The sequence below is a fragment of the Solibacillus sp. FSL W7-1464 genome, assembly GCF_038004425.1.
In the GTDB taxonomy this organism is placed as follows: domain Bacteria; phylum Bacillota; class Bacilli; order Bacillales_A; family Planococcaceae; genus Solibacillus.
The window spans coordinates 967248-987354 of sequence record NZ_JBBORC010000001.1; the positions used below are offsets into that span (position 1 = coordinate 967248).

Here is a 20107-nt window from a genome sequence, read left to right on the forward strand (position 1 = left end):
TATTTAATGTCTACGAATGAATTATTAGAAATCCGAAATTTACGTACGAGTTTCCGAATTAAAGATACATACTACCCAGCTGTAGACAATGTTTCGTTAACGCTTCGCAAAAATGAGATTTTAGCAATTGTTGGTGAATCAGGTTGTGGGAAAAGTACTTTGGCAACATCAGTAGTAGGGTTGCACAATTCTGTTACTACAAAAGTTGAAGGGGAAATTCTTTACAACAATCAAAACTTGGTTAAATTGACAGATGAACAGTTTAATAAGTTAAGAGGGAATGACATCGGTTTCATATTCCAGGATCCACTATCTGCATTAAACCCATTAATGCGCATCGGTGAGCAAATTGAGGAAGGGTTAATTTATCATACAAAATTAACTAAAGAACAACGTGAAAAACGTGTAATTGAATTATTGGATCAAGTAGGGATTCCGAATATGCAACGTGTTGCAAAACAATTCCCGCATCAGTTATCGGGTGGTATGCGTCAGCGTGTTATGATCGCCATCGCATTATCAGGAAAGCCTGCGATCATTATTGCGGACGAACCGACAACAGCACTTGATGTAACAATCCAAGCACAAATTCTGGATTTATTGAAGTCACTGCAAGATGAAATACAATCAGGCATTATTTTAATTACACATGACTTAGGGGTTGTTGCTGAAGTGGCAGACCGGGTAGCTGTAATGTATGCCGGAGAAGTAATAGAGGAAGCACCTGTTGTAGAATTATTCAGGAATCCGAAGCATCCGTACACAAGATCATTATTAAAATCAATACCTCAAACAAACAGTGAGAATGAAAAGTTAGAAATAATTCAAGGAATGGTTCCTTCTTTAATGAAGCTACCACGTCAAGGCTGCCGTTTCTCATCACGTGTCCCTTGGATTCCGCAATCAGCACATGAAGCAGATCCACAGCTTCATGAAGTAGCTCCTGGCCATCTTGTACGCTGTACTTGCTGGAAAGAATTCCGATTTGAGGATGAGGAAGGGAGCGTAAATCAATGAGTTTCATGCAAGTAGAAGATTTAAAAGTTCACTATCCGATCCGGGGCGGGTTTTTCAACACGGTAGTCGATCATGTATATGCAGTAGATGGTGTAACGATGGAGTTTGACCGTGGAAAAACTTACGGTCTTGTAGGGGAATCCGGCTCAGGTAAATCAACAACCGGTAAAGCGATTATCGGATTGGAAAAAATCACATCAGGCCGTATTCTTTTCGAAGGTGAAGATGTTACAAATGCACGCCGTAAACGTGATTCAGCATATAACCGGGATATCCAGATGATTTTCCAGGATTCACATTCCAGTATGAACCCGCGTAAACGTGTATTGGATATTTTAGCAGAGCCAATTCGTAATTTCCTGAAGTTGTCTCCGCAGGAAGAGCGCAAACGCATTAATGAGCTACTGGCAATTGTAGGGATGTCAGAGGACGTACTTCTTAAATATCCGCACGAATTCTCTGGTGGTCAAAAGCAACGTTTAGGGATTGCCCGTGCTGTTGCATGTAACCCGAAAATGATTATCGCGGATGAGCCGGTTTCAGCACTTGATTTATCCGTACAGGCACAAGTTTTAAACTTTATGAAGGATATTCAGGAGCAATATGGAATTAGTTATTTATTCATCTCTCACGATTTAGGTGTTGTTCGCCATATGTGTGACCACATCTCAATCATGTATAAAGGCAGATTCGTAGAAACAGGGAAGCGTGAAGATATTTACACAAACCCGCAGCATATCTATACAAATCGCCTGCTGTCTGCAATTCCCGACATTGAGCCTGAAACACGTATTGAACGCAAGCTTGAGCGTCAGAAAGTTGAAGCGGCATATCGCCAGGAACAACATAAATATTATGACAAGGATGGAAAAGTATATCCTTTAAAATCGATTTCAGACTCACATCGAGTAGCAATGTCTGAAGATGAAAAGGAGCGTGTATAGTATGTGGAAAACGATAGTTCGCCGTGTATTAATAATGATTCCGCAGCTATTTATTTTAAGTCTCCTAATTTTCCTATTAGCGAAACAAATGCCCGGAGATCCATTTACAGGATTAATCACTCCGGAAACAGATCCGAATGTTATCGAAGAATTACGTGTTAAGTCAGGGTTCTATGATCCATGGTATGTACAATACTACAACTGGATTTCAAATGCAGCACAAGGTGACTTCGGTCAAAGTTATACATTTAAAAAGCCAGTTGCAGATATTATCGGTGACCGTGCAATGAATACATTATTACTTTCATTGCTTAGTGTAGTTCTCCTTTATGTGCTGGCGATTCCTTTAGGAGTACTGGCTGGGCGTTACCACGATTCACTTTTGGATAAGTCGATTGTACTTTACAGCTTTATCTCTTATGCAATACCTGCATTCGTACTGTATTTAATTTTCGTATTCGTGTTCGGTTACCGGCTTATGTGGTTCCCGACAAGCGGTACAGTGGATATAGGGGTGGACCCGGGAACCTGGAGTTATTATTGGAGTAAATTCTACCATTTATTATTACCGGCAGCCAGCTATGCATTATTAGCGACGACGGGTGTCATACAGTATTTGCGTTCGGAAATTATCGATGCGAAAACGATGGATTATGTAAAAACTGCCCGCAGTAAAGGGATTCCGATGAAGAAAGTGTATTCACGTCATATCTTCCGAAACTCCTTATTACCGATTGCCGCATTCTTAGGCTTCACAATTACTGGTTTACTTGGTGGATCAATTTTCATCGAAACAGTATTCGCCTATCCTGGTATGGGTAAATTATTTGTCGAATCCATTTTAAGTCGTGACTATAGTGTTATTACTTCATTGGTAATGTTATATGGCTTCTTAGCATTATTAGGTAGTCTATTATCCGATATTATTTTAAGTATTGTGGATCCGCGAATTCGCATAGACTAATCAATTAATAATGACTAAGGAGAGGTGATTTTAATCATGGAAAACAAAAATGAACAGACAGTAGAAAAATTAGAATCTCAAAGCTCTCCACCAACTGGTATTCAAGTAATATGGCGAGAGTTTAAAAAAGATAAATTAGCAATGTTCTCATTAATAGGAAGCATCCTGCTAATGATTGCGATTATGTTCATGGCATTCTTCACTATTGATCAGACAGAAGTCATGAAAATTCAGTTATTGGAGCGTTTTACTGAACCGGGTGTCCGAGGTTATCTGCTTGGAGCAGATGAAGCAGGACGGGATATGTTTGGCCAGCTGATCATTGGCGCTAAAAACTCGATCATCATTGCGGTTGCAATTACAATTATTGCAAACATAGTCGGGATTGCTCTTGGTATTATTATGGGTTATTACGGTGGCTTCATCGATAATTTCTTCATGCGAATTATAGATTTCTTTATTACTCTACCAACTACAATGATTATCATCGTAGTAGTAACAATCATTCCATCTTACGGAATAATAGATCTAATCTTAATTATTGCAGCATTTCAGTGGATGTCGACGGCCAGACTAGTGCGATCTAAAGCACTTTCTGAAGCACGACGCGATTACATCAGTGCTTCCAAAACAATGGGTACAAGTGATTTCGCGATCATGTTTAAAGGATTATTGCCAAACTTAAGCTCGCTCTTAATTGTTGAAGTGACATTGAGTTTTGCGGGAAATGTAGGAATCGAAACAGGTCTTGCATTCTTAGGTTTCGGTTTACCACCGTCAACACCAAGTTTAGGAACTTTAGTAGGTTATGCTATGAACCCGATAATCTTATCGAGTAAATGGTGGGTATGGTTGCCTGCATCAATATTAATTTTAGTACTGATGCTTGGTATAAATTATGTTGGTCAAGCGTTACGACGCTCTGCTGACGCAAAACAACGTTTAGGATAAAAAAGGGAGGAAAAACAAATGATGAAAAAGAAGGGTTTAATGCTGTCTTCAGTATTTGCTACGGCATTAGTATTAGCGGCTTGTGGAGGAGATGACGAAACGTCAACTGAAAAACCGGCTGAAAATGATGGTAAACAAACAGAAGAGAAAACAAATGAAGGCGGTTCTACTGCAGAATCTCCAACATTACCATCTGACGTTACAAATGATGGAGAGGCAATTGAAGGCGGTACATTACAGTTCGCTTTAGTAGCAGATTCTCCTTTCCAAGGTGTTTTATCTTGGGAATTATATGAAGATGGTTATGATTCTGATATTCTAAGCTTCATTACAAATGAAATTTTCGAAACTGATGGGGACTTCCTTGTTACAGATGAAGGGATCGCTAAATTGGATGTTGATGCTGACAACAATAAGGTTACAATCACAATCCAACATGATGATGTAAAATGGTCTGATGGTCAGCCATTGACTGTTGAAGACATCATTTATGCTTATGAAATTATCGGTCACCCTGACTATACAGGTATCCGTTATGATGGCGATTTCCAAAACATTATCGGTGCTGCCGAGTATAAAGCGGGTACTGCAGATACAATCTCGGGTATCAAAAAAATCGACGACAAAACAGTTGAAATTTCAATGACGAAAGTTTCACCGGCTGTTTACTCTCTAGGTGATGGCTTATGGGCATATGCAGTACCGAAGCATCAGTTAAAAGATATTCCTGTCAAGGATCTAATCTCTTCTGAAGCGGTACGTAAATCACCTGTAACATTAGGACCATTCAAAATTGATAAATTAGTTGACGGTGAATCTGTTCAGTACGTAGCAAATGAGCACTACTGGAAAGGTAAACCAAAATTAGACAAAATCGTATTGCAAGTTGTACCTTCATCATCTATCGGTGAAGCATTACGTACTGGTAAATATGACTTAGCGTCTTCATATCCGACAAACCAGTATGACGGTGTAAAAGATCTTGAAAACTTAACAGTATTGGCTCGTCCTGAGCTGGCTTACTCTTACCTTGGCTTCAAGCTTGGTAAATGGGATTCAGAAGCAGGATCAGCAGGTTTAAATATTTCGGATGAAAATGCGAAAATGAACGATGTGAAATTACGTCAGGCAGTTGCTTATGCAATGGATATTGAGCAAGTGGGCGAGCGCTTCTATCAAGGCTTACGTTCTCGTGCAACATCATTAATTCCACCAGCATTCTCGTCATTCCATGATGATTCTTTAGAAGGATATAACTATGATCCGGAAAAAGCAAAAGCATTATTGGATGAAGCTGGATACAAAGACGTTGACGGCGACGGAATCCGTGAAGACAAAAACGGTGAGAAATTTGAAATCCGCATGGCTGGTATGTCAGGTTCTGATACAGACGAAGCAATCGTAGAATACTACCGTCAAAACTGGAAAGATGTTGGGTTAGATGTACAGTTAACAACTGGCCGTTTAATCGAGTTCCAAAGCTTCTATGATAAAGTACAGGCGGATGATCCGGAAATCGATATGTTCATGGCAGCATGGGGTACTGGTACAAACCCATCTCCACTTGGCTTATACGGCGAAGCATCATCATTTAACTACAGCCGTTTCGTAACACCGGAATTACAAACATTATTAGCTGATATCGACTCTAAAGAGGCGGTTGATGCTGGATACCGTGCAGATGCATTCCGTAAATGGGAAGAGTATATGTTTGAACAAGCAACAACAGTTCCAACATACTTCCGTACAGAAATCATTCCTGTTAACAAACGTGTGAAAAACTACGATGTTGACTATGCTAATGCAACTCAATGGCACGAAATTGAGTTAGTTTCTGAAACACCAGTTAAATAATCTTTAACAACAAAAAGCCGCTTAGAAATTTTCTAAGCGGTTTTTTTATATTATTTTTTCAGTTGCATAACGATTGCTTCATCAGGGGTTACATAAAGAGTCTTTTGTTCAAAATAAATAACAAACCCCGGTTTTGCACCATTCGGTTTTTTCACATGACGGATTTCCGTATAGTCGACCGGTACCGATGAGGAATCCCGTGCTTTAGAAAAATAAGCACTTAATACAGCGGCTTCCATTAATGTCTGCTCATCAGGGTTATCCGAATGGATCACAACATGCGAGCCTGGAATATCTTTCGTATGCAGCCAGATTTCATTGCGTTTCCCGATTTTAAATGTTAAATAATCATTTTGCTTATTATTTTTGCCGACCGAAATTGCAATACCTGAAGAAGATACAAATTTTTCGGGTTCGGGTTTTGCCGTTTTCTTTTTTCGTTTTGTCTGGCGGATTCTGAGTAAACCTTGTTCAGCCAGCTCTTCACGGATTTCTTCAATATCTTTAGTGGAGGCCTGCTGCACTTGCTGTGTCAGCATTTCCAAATAGTGGATATCTTCGGTTGCTTTTTGTTTCTGTTCTTCAATCATCACTAACGCAGTTTTCGCTTTATTGTACTTTGTGTAATAGCTTTGCGCATTTTCAATTGGTGTTTTTCTTGGGCTGACCGGTATTCTAATGGTTTCGGCGTTTTCGCTGTAATAGTTTTCAACATCTACAAATTCTGCGCCTTTTTCGAAATTATAAAGATTGGCCATCAAAAGCTCGCCGTAAAGTTGGAACTGTTCCAGATTTTGGGCGCGTTCGAAATCTTTTTGAAGCTTTTTTTGTTTCAGCTTCAATTTATTCAGTTCATTTTGCAGCCAGCGTTCGAGATCACCGGCTTGCTGTTTCACCCGGTCACGTTTTGCACGGGCAAAAAAGACACGGTCAAGCAATTCGCCAAGTGTTTCGTAATTCGTAACAGCACCTGATAAATGTGTCAGCGCTGTCGGTGAGAAATAGATTTTCCCGTCCTGCTCGACATAGGTCGGGTTTAATCTCGTTGCGATTTCATTCATCAGCTGTCTGCATGCCGTTACAGCATCATTTGTTGTGATGCGGTGCAGCAGTTCGTTTGCATGCAATGGAGAGAAACCGGCAAACTGTTCGACAATGTCTTTAGAAGTTGGCTGTTTTGAGAAAACCTCTTTCAATTCAACATCCGATAAACTTGTCAGTGCAATTTTCTGTTGCTGTGGCGGTGCGACATATTGCTGACCCGGCAAAACAGTCCGGAAGCTGTTCATCGATGGTGGCAGATGCTTAATGCTGTCAATAATGACATCGTTTTGAGCATCGATTAACAGCAAGTTACTGTGACGCCCCATAATTTCGATGACGAGCTTTCGCTTTACCGCATCGCCGATTTCATTTTTACTGTCAATTTCAAAAGTGATCACCCGTTCAAAGCCGTCCTGAACGACAGATGAAATAAAGCCCCCTTCAATATGTTTGCGTAACAGCATACAAAACATAGGCGGATCAGCCGGGTTTTCGATCGATTGATCTGTTATGTGAACGCGTGAATAGGAAGGGTGGATAGAAAATAATAGTTTACTGTTTTGGCCTGCTGCACGAATCTGCAATACAACTTCAAGTGCATTCGGCTGATAAATTTTTGTAATACGTCCGGAAGTCAGGCTTTGTAGTTCCTTGCTCATCGAACGAGTAAATAGTCCGTCAAATGCCATCTTTATGCCTCTTTCATTAAATAAGTCTTTTTGATTGTTTCATCATACCATTTTTTCGTTCAAACCTGTAGTTATCGTAAATTACTATAGATAAGCTAATTATAGGAAGCTAATTTTTTCCTTCTTGCATAAAATAAAAAGTATTTTATTACATCCTATCTATGATAAAATATATATTTGGATAATAGACGCTAAAGCAAAATCGATAACACATATGCTATAATTGAAACAATTAAGTAAAGAAGGATGTGACGAACCTTGGTACGTAGTATGACCGGATTCGGCAGGGGGGTCACAACAACGAAACACTTTCAGCTCACTGTTGAAATTCGTGCTGTGAATCATCGTTTTTTAGAAATTAATACAAAGTTTCCGAAAGAATGGATGGAATCTGAAGTAGTAGCAAAAAAAATGTTGTCGGATGCAGTTTCTCGTGGGAAAATAGATGTTATCATTTTTCTGAAGGAGCTCCATGACACTGAACAGACAATTCAAATCAATTGGTCACTGCTCAATGCTTTTCTCCAGGCTAAAAAGGAATTGTCACAAACGGTTCCGATGGAGGAAAAGTGGACAATGCAGGAGATTGTTAGTTTGGACCAGGTGTTGCAAGTTGAAAAAATTGAGTTCATGCAGGATGAGATCATCGATGCTGTAAAAAATGCATTGGCAGAAGCGATTCAAAATCTCATTGCGATGCGAGATCGTGAAGGGCAAGAACTACAGCAAGTGATGCTGCAGTATAAAGCAGACCTTGAAGCACAAATTGCTGAAATTCGGCAATTTGCACCGCGCGCAGTTGAAAAATATCGTGAACGCTTAATGAGCCGTTTAGAAGAAGTGGCGAGCGGTCAAACACTGGATGACCGTCTACTTACGGAAGTAGCGATTTTTGCAGAGCGAATTGATATTACAGAAGAGTTGGACCGATTGGAGAGCCATTTCAGTCAGTTGTCCGAAACATTAAATGAAGACATTGCGATTGGACGCAAGCTTGATTTCATCATGCAGGAGATGAACCGCGAAATTAATACAATCGGTTCAAAAAATCAGTCAACCCAATGTTCGGCTGCAGTAGTGCAGGCAAAGACAATTTTGGAAAAAATGCGTGAACAAATTCAAAATATTGAATGATATAAAGGAGTTACTTATGAAAAAACAACGTGGATTATTAATTGTTTTATCTGGTCCATCAGGTGTTGGTAAAGGGACAGTTCGCAAAGAGCTCTTTTCACAGCCTGATACAAATTACGAATACTCGATTTCAATGACAACACGTAATCCTCGCGAAGGAGAAGAAGATGGTGTAGACTATTTCTTTAGAACACGTGAGGAATTCGAAGCGTTAATTGAGCAGGGAGGCTTACTGGAGCATGCAGAGTTTGTCGGCAATTATTACGGTACACCACTTGCATATGTACATGAGACGCTAGAAGCAGGACGTGATGTATTTTTAGAAATTGAAGTACAAGGAGCAGCACAAATTCGTGAAAAAGCACCAGATGCGTTGTTTATCTTTTTAGCACCACCAAGCATTACGGAACTGGAACAACGGTTGGTAGGTCGTGGTACGGAAACAGAAGATGTAATCGCCCGTCGTATCGCTACAGCACGTGAAGAAGTCGAAATGATGAGTTTATATGATTACGTTGTAGAAAACGACCAAGTTCAAAATGCATGTGATAAAATAAATGCTATCATAGTAGCAGAACACTGCCGTCGTGAACGTGTGGAAAAACGCTATTTGTCAATGTTGAGAGGAGAATGAAACCATGTTATATCCATCAGTAGATAATTTAAAAAAACAAATCGATTCTAAGTATTCTTTAGTGAGCTTAGCATCAAAACGCGCGCGCCAAATGCAAGAAGAGGGCGGCGAGCACTTAACCTCATACGTTTCTTACAAACCAGTAGGAAAAGCATTGGAAGAAGTAGCTGCCGGAAAGCTTCGCAAAGTTCAACAAGACGCTTCAACTGTTTACGAAGACGAAATCTAGTTGGTAATGTAAAAAGAATACTCCCTGAGTAGAAGCTCCCTAAGAATTTTTCTTTGGGAGCTTATCCTTTGAAAGGACGGTAAAATAATGAAAAAAAACAATATACTATTGTGTGTTTCGGGTGGGATTGCCGTATATAAAGCGGTAGCGCTAGTGAGCAAACTGTCTCAGGCAGGCTTTAATGTAAAAGTGATCATGACAGCTTCTGCACAAAAGTTCGTTACCCCTTTAAGCTTCCAGGTGATGTCTAAAAACGACGTGTTTTTTGATACTTTCGATGAAAAAGATTCCAATGTCATTGCACATATTGATTTGGCAGATTGGGCGGATTTAGTTATCGTGGCGCCTGCAACAGCCAATATAATTGCGAAAATGGCACATGGCATGGCGGATGATATGGTAACCACAACTTTACTTGCAACGACTGCACCTGTATGGGTGGCACCGGCGATGAATGTACATATGTATGAACATCCTGCCGTTTTGCGGAATATTGCACAACTTCACGAAGATGGCATCCGCTTTATCGAACCGTCTGAAGGATTTTTGGCATGCGGCTATGTAGGGAAAGGGCGTCTGGAAGAGCCGGAAAAAATTACGGCAATTGTAGAAAAGTATTTTCGTGAACAATCGGGAAGCGATGGACAATGAGATTTGCGCAAGTGATCGTCGATGTTTCCGCATATCCGGTTGACCGTCCTTTCGATTATTTAATACCGGAAGATTGGGAAGAGCTGGTTGACATAGGCTGTCGTGTCAAAGTGCCATTCGGACCGCGCAATGTGCTTGGCTTTGTCGTCGGCATTACAACTGAATCAGACGTACCGGCAGAAAAAATAAAGCCGTTATCAGAAATACTCGATTTGGAATCTATTTTGACTGAAGAAATGCTGAGCCTGGCAAAATGGCTGAAGCATCAAACGATCTGCTATGAAATTGATGCATTGCAAGTAATGCTGCCAGGTGCTTTGCGGGCGAAATATGAGAAGTATGCCGTCTTACAAGGTGAAGTATCACAATTACCGCAAATGCTGCAATCGTACTTTGAGAAATCTGAAAAAGTGAATTTAGCCCAATTTGAAAAAGCTGATTTATTAAAACCGGTAAAACGCGCAGTAAAAGACGGCCTTCTCAGTATTGAAAATGAAGTAAAACAAAAAGGGCAAGTGAAACAAGTACGTAAAGTCCAAATTCATTCCCGTGAACAGATAGAAGAAGTCATCGGGCAAATGGGAAAACGGGCACCGAAACAGCTGGCGTTAATGGAATGGATGCAGGAGCATGCGGGAGCCGTCGTTTTACCGGAACAAATTTTTGAAGCCGTTCAAGTGACAAGCAGTGTATTGAACAGTGTCATCGATAAAGGGGCAGCGGCGTATATAAAAGAAGAAGTTTATCGCGATCCATTTACAAAAGAAGTCGTGAAAACGGACTTTTTACAATTAACAGCTGAGCAAGACGTGGCACTGAAAAAAATAACAGAAGCGATAGATGAAAAGCGTCAAGAAACGTTTCTTCTCCACGGCATCACAGGCAGCGGGAAAACGGAAGTGTATTTGCAGGCGATCCAGCGGACTATTGCAGATGGAAAAGAAGCGATTGTACTCGTTCCTGAAATCTCATTGACACCGCAAATGACGGAACGTTTCAAATCGCGTTTCGGTGACGAAGTGGCGGTGATGCATAGCGGACTGTCTGTCGGTGAAAAATATGATGAATGGCGGAAAGTGCAGCAAGGAAAAGTAAAGGTAGTCGTAGGTGCACGGTCAGCTATTTTTGCACCGTTTAAAAATCTTGGTCTGCTTATTTTGGATGAAGAACATGAGTCCACATACAAGCAGGAAGATTCGCCTCGCTATCATGCACGGGATGTCGCGATATGGCGCGGAAAATATTATAATTGCCCTGTTATATTAGGGAGTGCGACACCTGCACTGGAATCGTTTGCACGTGCCAAAAAAGGTGTGTATACATTGCTGACATTGTCACAGCGTGCAAAGAATCAGGCATTGCCGACTGTTCAGATTATCGATATGCGGGAACAGCTGCAGGCAGGAAACCGATCGATGTTTTCTGAACCGCTTATGGAGGCGTTACGTGACCGTCTTGATAAAAAAGAGCAGACCGTCCTGTTTTTGAATCGCCGCGGCTATTCATCCTTTGTATTATGCAGGGATTGCGGGACAACGGTGCAATGTCCGAACTGTGATATTTCGTTAACGTATCACCGCTATCAGGAAAAGCTGAAGTGCCATTATTGCGGTCATGACGAATATATTCCGGAAACATGTCCTGAATGCCTAAGTGAGAACATCCGTTATTTCGGTACCGGTACGCAAAAGGTGGAAGAAGAAATTTATAAGCTGTTCCCGGAAGCACGTGTGATGAGGATGGATGTCGATACGACCAAACAAAAAGGGGCACATGAAAAAATGCTCGATGCGTTCGGCCGAGGGGAAGCGGATATTTTGCTCGGTACGCAAATGATCGCAAAAGGGCTTGATTTCCCGAATATTACATTAGTCGGCGTATTAAGTGCCGATACATCGCTTCATCTGCCGGACTACCGGGCTGCCGAAAAAACATTTCAGCTCATGACGCAAGTAAGCGGAAGGGCAGGACGCCATAATAAGCTTGGAGAAGTATATATCCAAACGTATACACCGGAGCATTATGCGATCCAGCTGTCTAAAGATCAGCATTATACACCGTTTTATGAACGTGAAATGCATGCAAGGCATATTGCCGGATATCCGCCCTATTATTATATTGCGCTTATTCAAGTATCACATGAAGATGTCATGTTTGCTGCAGAATATGCCGGACGTGTAGCAGAGTATCTGCGTTCCAATTTATCATTTAGTGTTTCCGTCATTGGACCGACAACAGCCAGTATTGCCCGTCTCCAAAATAGATATCGTTATCAATGTTTGATAAAATATAAAGTAGAGCCAAATTTGATTCCGGTTCTTTTACAGCTTATAAAACTGTATCGATCGGAATGGATTAAAAAAGGCATTGTGCTAACAGTTGATTTAGATCCGACAATGATCTAATGCATATAGAAAGAGGTATTAAAATGGCAATTAAAGAAGTAGTGAAAAACCCAGCAAATGTATTATCACAAAAAACGAGAGAAGTTGAAGTGATCGATGAATTTATCATTCAACTTTTAGATGATTTATATGACACGATGGTAGAAAATGACGGTGTAGGAATCGCTGCACCCCAGATTAATGTTGATTTACGTGTAGCAATCGTAGAATTGGGCGAAGATATTTTAGAAATGATCAACCCGATCGTAATTGAAACACGTGGTGAAGAAGAAGACGTGGAAGGCTGTTTAAGTTTCCCTGATCTGTTTGGTATGGTAAACCGTCCAACTTATGTGAAAATTGAAGCATCTGACCGTGAAGGACGCATTTATGAACTTGAAGCCGAAGACTTTGAGGCACGTTGTATTTTGCATGAAATCGATCATTTAGACGGCGTTTTATTTGATTCTAAAATGACACGTGTATTAACAGAGGAAGAAATAGAAGAGCTGTACGCGGACGCTGAGGAGGAATAATCGATGACAAAAATCGTATTTATGGGAACACCTGCCTTTTCAGCACCAATTTTACGTATGCTTCATGAAGAAGGCTATGACATTGCAGCGGTTGTGACTCAGCCGGACCGTCCAGTTGGTCGAAAAAAAGTACTAACACCGCCACCTGTGAAAGAGGAAGCATTACAACTGGGTATACCGGTTATTCAGCCTGAAAAGCTGCGCGGTTCACAGGAGCTGGAAGAAATTTTGGCGTTAAATGCGGACCTTGTCGTAACGGCGGCATTTGGACAGATTTTGCCGAAAGAACTGCTTGATGCACCGCGATTGGGCTGTATAAATGTCCATGCGTCATTATTGCCTGCATACCGGGGTGGTGCACCGATTCATCAGTCAATTATTGATGGACAGTCAACAACAGGTGTCACAATTATGTATATGGCGGAAAAGCTTGATGCCGGGGATATTATTTCGCAACGGGAAATTGCCATTGAAGATACGGACAATACAGGCACAATGTTTGATAAATTAAGTGCGGTTGGTCGTGAACTATTAAAAGAAACAATGCCATCGATCATCGACGGAACAAATGCCCGCATTCCCCAAGATGAGTCACTCGTAACGTTTGCGCGCAATATTAGCCGCGAACAGGAGTTGATTGATTGGAATAATGAAGCGCGTGCATTGTATAATCAAGTACGCGGATTACACCCTTGGCCTGTTGCCTATACGACATTTGAAGGAGCTAACTTTAAAGTCTGGGCGGCAAAGGTTGGGGAAACTTCAACAAATGCTGCACCGGGAGAAGTCGTGAAAATCGAAAAAGATTACTTTGAAGTAGCGACAGGTGATGGCGGTACATTAGCGCTGTATGATGTACAACCTGCAGGGAAGAAGCGTATGACAGCAGAAGAGTTTTTACGTGGTACGGGCTCGAAATTACAGATTGGGGACCGTTTTGAATGAGTAAAAAGAAACAAGTGATTTGGGACGGTAATGTTCGGGATGCCGCTTTAACGATTTTATTGACAGTCGACAAAAGCCAGGCATACAGCAATTTATTATTACACCAAACAATTGAGAAATATAAAATCGATGTAAAAGACCGTGGCCTGTTAACAGAGCTCACATATGGAACATTGCAGCATAAAATGACACTGGATTATTATCTGGAGCCATTTATCCGAGGTAAAGTGGATATTTGGGTGCGTTGGCTGTTGCGTATGTCGCTCTATCAAATGCAGTATTTAACGCGCATTCCTGCACACGCTGCAGTAAATGAAGCCGTGGAAATCGCAAAGCGTCGCGGCCATAAAGGGATTGCCTCAATGGTAAACGGTATTTTACGATCTATTTTACGTGAAGGTGTCCGTTCGACCGAGTTGATAAAAGATGCAAATGAGCGTCTTGCAGTCGAAACGAGTCATCCGCAGTGGCTTGTTGACCGCTGGGTGGAAAGCTACGGCTATGATAAAACACGTGAAATGCTGTTAGAAAATAATATTGCACCACTGCAGACAGTACGTGTCAACACGACAAAAGCGACTGTCGAGCAAGTATTGACAACACTTGAACGTGAAGGTGTCAAAGCGCGCCGCAGTGAATATATACCCGAATGTCTGCATCTTGAAAGCGGGCAGGCTGCACGTACGGGAGCGTTCCGGAACGGGCTTATTACGATTCAGGATGAAAGCTCGATGCTTCCAGCAAAAGTGCTGAATCCGCAGCCAGGTATGAAAGTACTCGATATGTGTGCAGCCCCAGGGGGAAAAACAACGCATCTTGCCGAAGTCATGAAAAACGAAGGCTCAATTTTAGCGACCGATCTTCATCCGAAAAAATTGGATTTAATCGAGGAAAATGTCGCGCGTCTAGGGTTGAATATTATCGAAACAGCCCCGCTTGACGGAAGAAAAGCAGCAGACTTTTTACAGAAGGAAAGCTATGATGCGATTCTTGTTGACGCGCCATGCTCAGGTTTGGGCGTAATGCGACGAAAACCGGATATTAAATATACGAAACGCGAAGAAGATTTGGAGAGCCTGCAAACAATTCAGCTTTCGATTTTAAATAATGCAGTCCAGCTATTGAAACAAGACGGACGACTAGTATATTCAACATGTACAGTAGACCGTAGTGAAAATGAAGGGACGGTACAAGCCTTCCTAAAAGAGCACCCTGAAATGAACTTGGTGCCAATTGAAAATTTACCGACACAACTAGAAGCGAAAGAGCAAGACGGGATGCTGCAAGTATTCCCGCAAGATATAGGCAGTGACGGATTTTTCGTAGCTGCATTCGTAAAAAAAGGAGCGTCCAATTAACTAATGGAGCAAGAACAATTAAAACAATTTGATGAACGAATTCAGGATTTAGTGGAAGAAACAGCAGATAAGCCGGTACGTCGTGCGAAAAAAGAAAAGCCTCAGTTAAAACCTTCGATCTATTCATTACGTCTGGATGAAATGAAGGAATGGCTTACAGCAAATGGAGAAAAGGCTTTCCGTGCAGCGCAAATTTATGAATGGCTTTATGAAAAGCGTGTCCAAACATTTGAAGAAATGTCGAACTTGCCAAAAGCATTGCGTGAAAAGCTTGAAACCGAGTTTGCTTTAACGACACTGTCGACGATTATTAAGCAGGAATCAAAAGACGGTACGATCAAGTTTTTATTCCAGCTGCAGGACGGCTATTCAATTGAAACAGTTTTGATGCGACATGAATACGGGAATTCGATTTGTGTAACGACTCAAGTAGGCTGCCGTATCGGCTGTACATTCTGTGCCTCTACGTTAGGTGGCTTGAAGCGTCATTTAATGGCTGGAGAAATTGTCGAGCAGGTCGTAAAAGTACAACAACAGCTTGATGAAACAGAAGAACGTGTATCATCAATCGTAATTATGGGGATCGGTGAGCCGTTTGATAACTATGATGCAATGATGAACTTCCTTAAAATTATGAACGATGATAAAGGATTAAACATCGGGGCCCGTCATATTACGGTTTCGACTTCGGGAATCGTACCGAAAATCTATGAATTCGCAGATGAAGGTATGCAAATTAACTTTGCGGTTTCTCTGCACGCACCAAACCAGGAAGCGCGTCAGAAATTAATGCCGATTGCCAAAGCATATAAATTAGAGGAATTGATGGAAGCAGTAAAATACTATACGAAGAAAACAGGACGTCGTGTCACATTTGAATACGGTTTAATGTCAGGTCAAAATGATACAGAAGAAGTAGCATTGGAACTGGCGAAGCTGATCAAAAATGTTAAATGTCATGTTAACTTGATTCCGATTAACTACGTGCCGGAGCGTGATTATATACGTACATCACGCAGCAAAATTTTTGCTTTCGAAAGAACGCTTAAGGAGCAGGGGATTAACGTAACAATCCGCCGTGAGCAAGGTGCAGATATTGCAGCTGCATGTGGCCAGTTACGTGCACAGGAACGATCACACGAAACAAAGTAGGTGGATTATAGTGAACTTTACAGTGGAAAGTGATATTGGGTTAAAGCGAAAAATAAATGAAGATCGGGCCGCGTTTTTAGAGCGCCCCGATCATTTTAAGCTTGCGATTTTAGCAGATGGTATGGGTGGTCATAATGCTGGTGATGTAGCGAGTGAAATGGTTATTACCGAAATGCATGCACTCTTCAAACAGGAGAATGCAGAAAGTTTTGCAACAAAACAGTTAAAACTGGAATGGCTGCGAAATGCGGTGTCGCATATCAATCAGAAAATATATCATTACTCATTAACACATGAAAATTGCCAAGGTATGGGTACGACTATGATCGCTGTGTTGCTTGACAAGAATGATTGCACGATAAGCCATGTCGGCGACAGTCGTGTATACCATATTACAAACGAAACAGTAAAGTTAGTAACGCGTGATCATTCTTATGTAAATATTTTATTGGAAAATGGAGAAATTAGTGAAGAAGAGGCACAAAACCATCCACAACGGAACTTTATTTTAAAAGCTCTCGGTACAGAGATTTCGATTGAACCTGATTTTTATGAAATGACATTATCAAATGAGGCCTTTTTACTCATTTGTTCTGACGGGTTAAGTAATAAACTATCCACAGAGGAAATGGGCGAGATCATTACAAAGCCGGCTTCCGTTCAGGAAAAAGGAAAAGAATTGGTTCAAATTGCAAATGATCGTGGCGGAGAAGATAATATTTCCCTTATCTTAATGACAACGGTGCAGGAGGTGTAACAATGCTAGTAGGAAAACATATAAGTGGCCGTTATAAAATTTTAAAATTAATTGGCGGAGGCGGGATGTCAAATGTTTATTTGGCACACGACATCATTTTAAGTCGTGACGTCGCAATTAAAATTTTGCGTTATGATCTATCAAATGAAGAAGAATTGCACCGTCGTTTCCAGCGAGAAGCATTGTCTGCAACAAGTTTGACTAATCCTAATATCGTAAGCATCTATGATGTTGGCGAAGATGCGGATATGCACTATATTGTTATGGAATATATTAAAGGGAAAACATTAAAACAATACATACAAGAGTTTTCGCCTTTATCTGCAGCGCGAAGTGTCCATATTATGAAGCAGCTAACATCTGCGATTGCCCATGCACATGAAAACGGTATTATTCATCGAGATATAAAGCCTCAAAATATATTGATGGACGAAGAAGGCAATGTGAAAGTTACTGATTTCGGTATTGCGACATCGCTTGGAGCAACAAGCTTTACACAAACAAACTCTGTCATCGGAACCGTCCATTATTTATCACCGGAGCAGGCGCGCGGCGGTTTGGCAACGATGAAGTCCGATATATATGCACTGGGAATTGTTTTTTACGAGCTTTTAACAGGAGAATTACCGTTTTCCGGAGAATCTGCTGTATCCATAGCGCTAAAGCATTTACAGGCGGAAACACCGTCAGTTCGTGAATTCGATGCAAGCATTCCGCAAAGCGTGGAAAATATCGTACTAAAAGCAACAGCAAAAGATCAAAATCACCGTTACAGCGATGCAGAAGAGATGGAAGAAGATTTAAATTCCTGCTTATCTTTGCAACGGATGAATGAACCTAAATTTGTGCCGCCGGTCGATGATGGGGCGACAAAGCTGATTCCGATTATAAAAGATCCTAAGCCTGTACCTGTCCCGGTTCCGGAGCCATCTACCGGAATAACGGAACAAACCGTCCGGATCGATGCAAAACCGCCAGTCAAGGAAGAACCAAAGCCATCAAAGCCAAAAAAGAAAAAGAAAAAATGGCCGCTAATCGTGGGGCTATTAGTTCTTTTAACAATTGGTGCAGTAGTAGCTGCTGTTCTTCTGACTCCAAATAGAGTCGTCGTAGAAGATGTGACGGATATGACGGTAGAAGAAGCCATTCGAATTTTAGAAGAGCAAGGTTTCGTTATCGGGGAACAAGAAGAACGCAATAATGAAGAGATTGAATCCGGAAATATCATTGAAACAAATCCGCAAGCTGGTCGGGAACGTGATAAAGGCACTACAGTGGATTTAATTGTCAGTATCGGCAAGGAATTGACAAAGATGGAGGACTTCGTCGGTAAGCACCGTGATGAGGTAATGGATGCTTTAGAAGAATTTAACGATACAGAATTCAGAGAGGAATATTCTTCCGAGCATGCAGCAGGTGTGATTATCGCTCAGGAACCTGAAGCCGGAGAGGAAATTCATGTCAGTGAGACGGATGTTGTATTAACGGTCAGTAGAGGACAAGAGCAAGTAACAGTGCGTGATTTAATGGCGTTTAACGAAGCAAACCGTACAGAATATGAAAAAAGCTCAGGTTTTATAGTGAATGAAACAGGCGAAGAGTATTCAGATAGACCTGCAGGTGAAGTAATCAGACAAACACCAAAAGCAGGCACAAAGCTTGAAAAAGGCGGCACAATTAATGTCGTCATCTCGAAAGGTCCGAAAGCAAAACAGGAAAAGTTCTATACAAATACAATAGAAATTCCATACGAGCCTTTTGAAGAAGGAATGGAACAAACAGTATCCATTTACATTCAGGATAAAACACATACGATGGCAGAACCTTTCGATACGATAACAATAACTGAAGACACTGTCTATACAATTAAGCTGTTAATTGTTGAAGGGGACAAAGCAGCCTATCAGGTTGTACGGGATAACAATGTAATCGAAAATAAAACAGTTACGTATGAAGAGTTGCCGGAATAAGGAGGAATTGGATGGCGCAAGCCCAAATTCGAAAAGCATTAAGCGGATATTATTATGTTGAAAAAGACGGTGTTTTAATTCAATGCCGTGCTCGTGGGATTTTCCGCAATCGCGGAGAATCTCCACTTGTCGGCGATTTTGTGGAATACTCCTATGATGGGGAATCGGATGGTTCCATCGATAAAATTCTGGAACGAAACAATGAACTTGTTCGACCGCCGATTGCGAATGTGGACCAGGCATTATTAGTGTTTTCCGCAAAAGAACCTGATTTTAATACAGTATTGCTCGACCGGTTTTTAGTCGTACTCGAGTCGTTCCATGTGCAGCCGATCATTATTTTAACAAAGATGGATTTAATGAATGATGCAGAACGTGCGCATTTACAAACATATATCGACGACTATAAAGAAATCGGCTATGAGATTATTGAAACTTATATTGATGATCCAACATTACTGGAAACGATCAAACCATACTTGCAGGAAAAAACATCGGTGCTTGCGGGACAGTCAGGTGTTGGAAAGTCTACATTACTAAACACATTACTTCCTGAGCTTGATTTGAAAACAGGTATTATTTCAAAAAGTTTAGGACGCGGGAAACATACAACGCGCCATGTAGAGCTTATTGAAGTGTGCGGCGGACTATTGGCAGATACACCGGGATTCAGTTCTTTCGATTTTGAAATGATAGAAAAAGAAGAGCTGACATCTTGTTTACCAGAGTTCGAACGAATTAGCGAGAATTGTAAGTTCCGTGGCTGCCTGCATATAAAAGAACCGAAATGTGCAGTAAAACAAGCGGTAGAAACCGGTGAAATCCGTTCGTACCGCTATGAGCATTACGAACAAATTTTACAAGAAATTATTGACCGAAAGCCGAGGTATTAGA

Annotated in this window: 17 protein-coding genes and 1 pseudogene; 17 read left to right on the top strand and 1 reads right to left on the bottom strand. The window is 41.1% G+C overall.

All coding sequences use genetic code 11. The annotated features are described in order from the left end of the window. Nucleotides 1-6 precede the first annotated feature (6 nt). Genes MKZ25_RS04575 through MKZ25_RS04595 form a run of 5 tightly spaced genes read left to right on the top strand, consistent with a single transcriptional unit; the run spans nucleotide 7 to nucleotide 5730 of the window. On the top strand, nucleotides 7-1017 hold the full coding sequence (locus MKZ25_RS04575; protein WP_340800384.1) for an ABC transporter ATP-binding protein: 1011 nt from the start codon (nucleotides 7-9) through the stop codon (nucleotides 1015-1017). Beyond that, complete coding sequence (locus tag MKZ25_RS04580; RefSeq protein WP_340800385.1) at nucleotides 1014-1961, top strand: ATP-binding cassette domain-containing protein; 948 nt, start codon at nucleotides 1014-1016, stop codon at nucleotides 1959-1961. Before MKZ25_RS04575 ends, MKZ25_RS04580 begins: the two co-directional genes overlap by 4 nt. A gap of 1 nt (nucleotide 1962) precedes the next feature. After that, nucleotides 1963-2925, top strand: a complete 963-nt coding sequence (opp4B, locus tag MKZ25_RS04585) for an oligopeptide ABC transporter permease (RefSeq protein ID WP_340800386.1) — start codon at nucleotides 1963-1965, stop codon at nucleotides 2923-2925. A 36-nt stretch (nucleotides 2926-2961) separates the two neighbouring features. Continuing rightward, nucleotides 2962-3876, top strand: coding sequence for an ABC transporter permease (locus MKZ25_RS04590; protein WP_340800388.1), 915 nt, complete (start codon nucleotides 2962-2964; stop codon nucleotides 3874-3876). Nucleotides 3877-3894: 18 nt separating this feature from the next. Next, nucleotides 3895-5730 carry an oligopeptide ABC transporter substrate-binding protein gene (locus MKZ25_RS04595; protein ID WP_340800389.1) on the top strand — a complete coding sequence of 612 codons (1836 nt, stop codon included), beginning with the start codon at nucleotides 3895-3897 and terminating at the stop codon, nucleotides 5728-5730. A gap of 50 nt (nucleotides 5731-5780) precedes the next feature. Here MKZ25_RS04595 and MKZ25_RS04600 read toward each other — a convergent pair whose 3' ends face one another. Further along, on the bottom strand, nucleotides 5781-7463 hold the full coding sequence (locus MKZ25_RS04600) for an Rqc2 family fibronectin-binding protein (RefSeq protein ID WP_340800390.1): 1683 nt from the start codon (nucleotides 7461-7463) through the stop codon (nucleotides 5781-5783). 258 nt (nucleotides 7464-7721) lie between these two features. Between MKZ25_RS04600 and MKZ25_RS04605 the strand changes: the two genes are divergently transcribed. From MKZ25_RS04605 to rsgA, 12 genes and pseudogenes are all read left to right on the top strand, one after another. Further along, nucleotides 7722-8597, top strand: coding sequence for a YicC/YloC family endoribonuclease (locus MKZ25_RS04605; protein ID WP_340800391.1), 876 nt, complete (start codon nucleotides 7722-7724; stop codon nucleotides 8595-8597). 16 nt (nucleotides 8598-8613) lie between these two features. Further along, nucleotides 8614-9231: a guanylate kinase gene (gene gmk / locus MKZ25_RS04610; RefSeq protein ID WP_340800392.1), complete on the top strand. Its 618-nt coding sequence runs from the start codon at nucleotides 8614-8616 to the stop codon at nucleotides 9229-9231. Between the two features lie 4 nt (nucleotides 9232-9235). Further along, nucleotides 9236-9460: a DNA-directed RNA polymerase subunit omega gene (gene rpoZ, locus MKZ25_RS04615; protein WP_340800393.1), complete on the top strand. Its 225-nt coding sequence runs from the start codon at nucleotides 9236-9238 to the stop codon at nucleotides 9458-9460. An 87-nt stretch (nucleotides 9461-9547) separates the two neighbouring features. Then, nucleotides 9548-10093 (top strand): annotated as a pseudogene (gene coaBC, locus MKZ25_RS04620) (bifunctional phosphopantothenoylcysteine decarboxylase/phosphopantothenate--cysteine ligase CoaBC); the annotation flags it as partial. A 14-nt stretch (nucleotides 10094-10107) separates the two neighbouring features. Continuing rightward, nucleotides 10108-12516, top strand: coding sequence for a primosomal protein N' (gene priA / locus MKZ25_RS04625; protein ID WP_340800394.1), 2409 nt, complete (start codon nucleotides 10108-10110; stop codon nucleotides 12514-12516). 23 nt (nucleotides 12517-12539) lie between these two features. Then, complete coding sequence (gene def / locus MKZ25_RS04630; protein ID WP_340800395.1) at nucleotides 12540-13031, top strand: peptide deformylase; 492 nt, start codon at nucleotides 12540-12542, stop codon at nucleotides 13029-13031. 3 nt (nucleotides 13032-13034) lie between these two features. Then, complete coding sequence (gene fmt / locus MKZ25_RS04635; RefSeq protein ID WP_340800396.1) at nucleotides 13035-13976, top strand: methionyl-tRNA formyltransferase; 942 nt, start codon at nucleotides 13035-13037, stop codon at nucleotides 13974-13976. After that, nucleotides 13973-15334 (top strand): 16S rRNA (cytosine(967)-C(5))-methyltransferase RsmB, encoded by a 1362-nt coding sequence (rsmB, locus tag MKZ25_RS04640; RefSeq protein ID WP_340800397.1) that lies wholly within the window; start codon nucleotides 13973-13975, stop codon nucleotides 15332-15334. Before fmt ends, rsmB begins: the two co-directional genes overlap by 4 nt. Before the next feature lie 3 nt (nucleotides 15335-15337). Continuing rightward, nucleotides 15338-16486 (top strand): 23S rRNA (adenine(2503)-C(2))-methyltransferase RlmN, encoded by a 1149-nt coding sequence (gene rlmN, locus MKZ25_RS04645; protein ID WP_340800398.1) that lies wholly within the window; start codon nucleotides 15338-15340, stop codon nucleotides 16484-16486. Nucleotides 16487-16496: 10 nt separating this feature from the next. After that, on the top strand, nucleotides 16497-17243 hold the full coding sequence (locus MKZ25_RS04650; RefSeq protein WP_340800399.1) for a Stp1/IreP family PP2C-type Ser/Thr phosphatase: 747 nt from the start codon (nucleotides 16497-16499) through the stop codon (nucleotides 17241-17243). A gap of 2 nt (nucleotides 17244-17245) precedes the next feature. Then, nucleotides 17246-19213, top strand: coding sequence for a Stk1 family PASTA domain-containing Ser/Thr kinase (gene pknB, locus MKZ25_RS04655; RefSeq protein WP_340800401.1), 1968 nt, complete (start codon nucleotides 17246-17248; stop codon nucleotides 19211-19213). Between the two features lie 11 nt (nucleotides 19214-19224). After that, nucleotides 19225-20106 (top strand): ribosome small subunit-dependent GTPase A, encoded by an 882-nt coding sequence (rsgA, locus tag MKZ25_RS04660; protein WP_340800403.1) that lies wholly within the window; start codon nucleotides 19225-19227, stop codon nucleotides 20104-20106. The last annotated feature ends 1 nt before the right edge of the window (nucleotide 20107 follow it).

Bases quoted from the DNA above. Each gene is read 5' to 3' on its own strand.
- MKZ25_RS04575 (WP_340800384.1), top strand. From the start codon at position 7: ATGTCTACGAATGAATTATTAGAAATCCGAAATTTACGTACGAGTTTC.
- MKZ25_RS04580 (WP_340800385.1), top strand. From the start codon at position 1,014: ATGAGTTTCATGCAAGTAGAAGATTTAAAAGTTCACTATCCGATCCGG.
- opp4B (WP_340800386.1), top strand. From the start codon at position 1,963: ATGTGGAAAACGATAGTTCGCCGTGTATTAATAATGATTCCGCAGCTA.
- MKZ25_RS04590 (WP_340800388.1), top strand. From the start codon at position 2,962: ATGGAAAACAAAAATGAACAGACAGTAGAAAAATTAGAATCTCAAAGC.
- MKZ25_RS04595 (WP_340800389.1), top strand. From the start codon at position 3,895: ATGATGAAAAAGAAGGGTTTAATGCTGTCTTCAGTATTTGCTACGGCA.
- MKZ25_RS04600 (WP_340800390.1), bottom strand. From the start codon at position 7,463: ATGGCATTTGACGGACTATTTACTCGTTCGATGAGCAAGGAACTACAA.
- gmk (WP_340800392.1), top strand. From the start codon at position 8,614: ATGAAAAAACAACGTGGATTATTAATTGTTTTATCTGGTCCATCAGGT.
- rpoZ (WP_340800393.1), top strand. From the start codon at position 9,236: ATGTTATATCCATCAGTAGATAATTTAAAAAAACAAATCGATTCTAAG.
- priA (WP_340800394.1), top strand. From the start codon at position 10,108: ATGAGATTTGCGCAAGTGATCGTCGATGTTTCCGCATATCCGGTTGAC.
- def (WP_340800395.1), top strand. From the start codon at position 12,540: ATGGCAATTAAAGAAGTAGTGAAAAACCCAGCAAATGTATTATCACAA.
- fmt (WP_340800396.1), top strand. From the start codon at position 13,035: ATGACAAAAATCGTATTTATGGGAACACCTGCCTTTTCAGCACCAATT.
- rsmB (WP_340800397.1), top strand. From the start codon at position 13,973: ATGAGTAAAAAGAAACAAGTGATTTGGGACGGTAATGTTCGGGATGCC.
- rlmN (WP_340800398.1), top strand. From the start codon at position 15,338: ATGGAGCAAGAACAATTAAAACAATTTGATGAACGAATTCAGGATTTA.
- pknB (WP_340800401.1), top strand. From the start codon at position 17,246: ATGCTAGTAGGAAAACATATAAGTGGCCGTTATAAAATTTTAAAATTA.
- rsgA (WP_340800403.1), top strand. From the start codon at position 19,225: ATGGCGCAAGCCCAAATTCGAAAAGCATTAAGCGGATATTATTATGTT.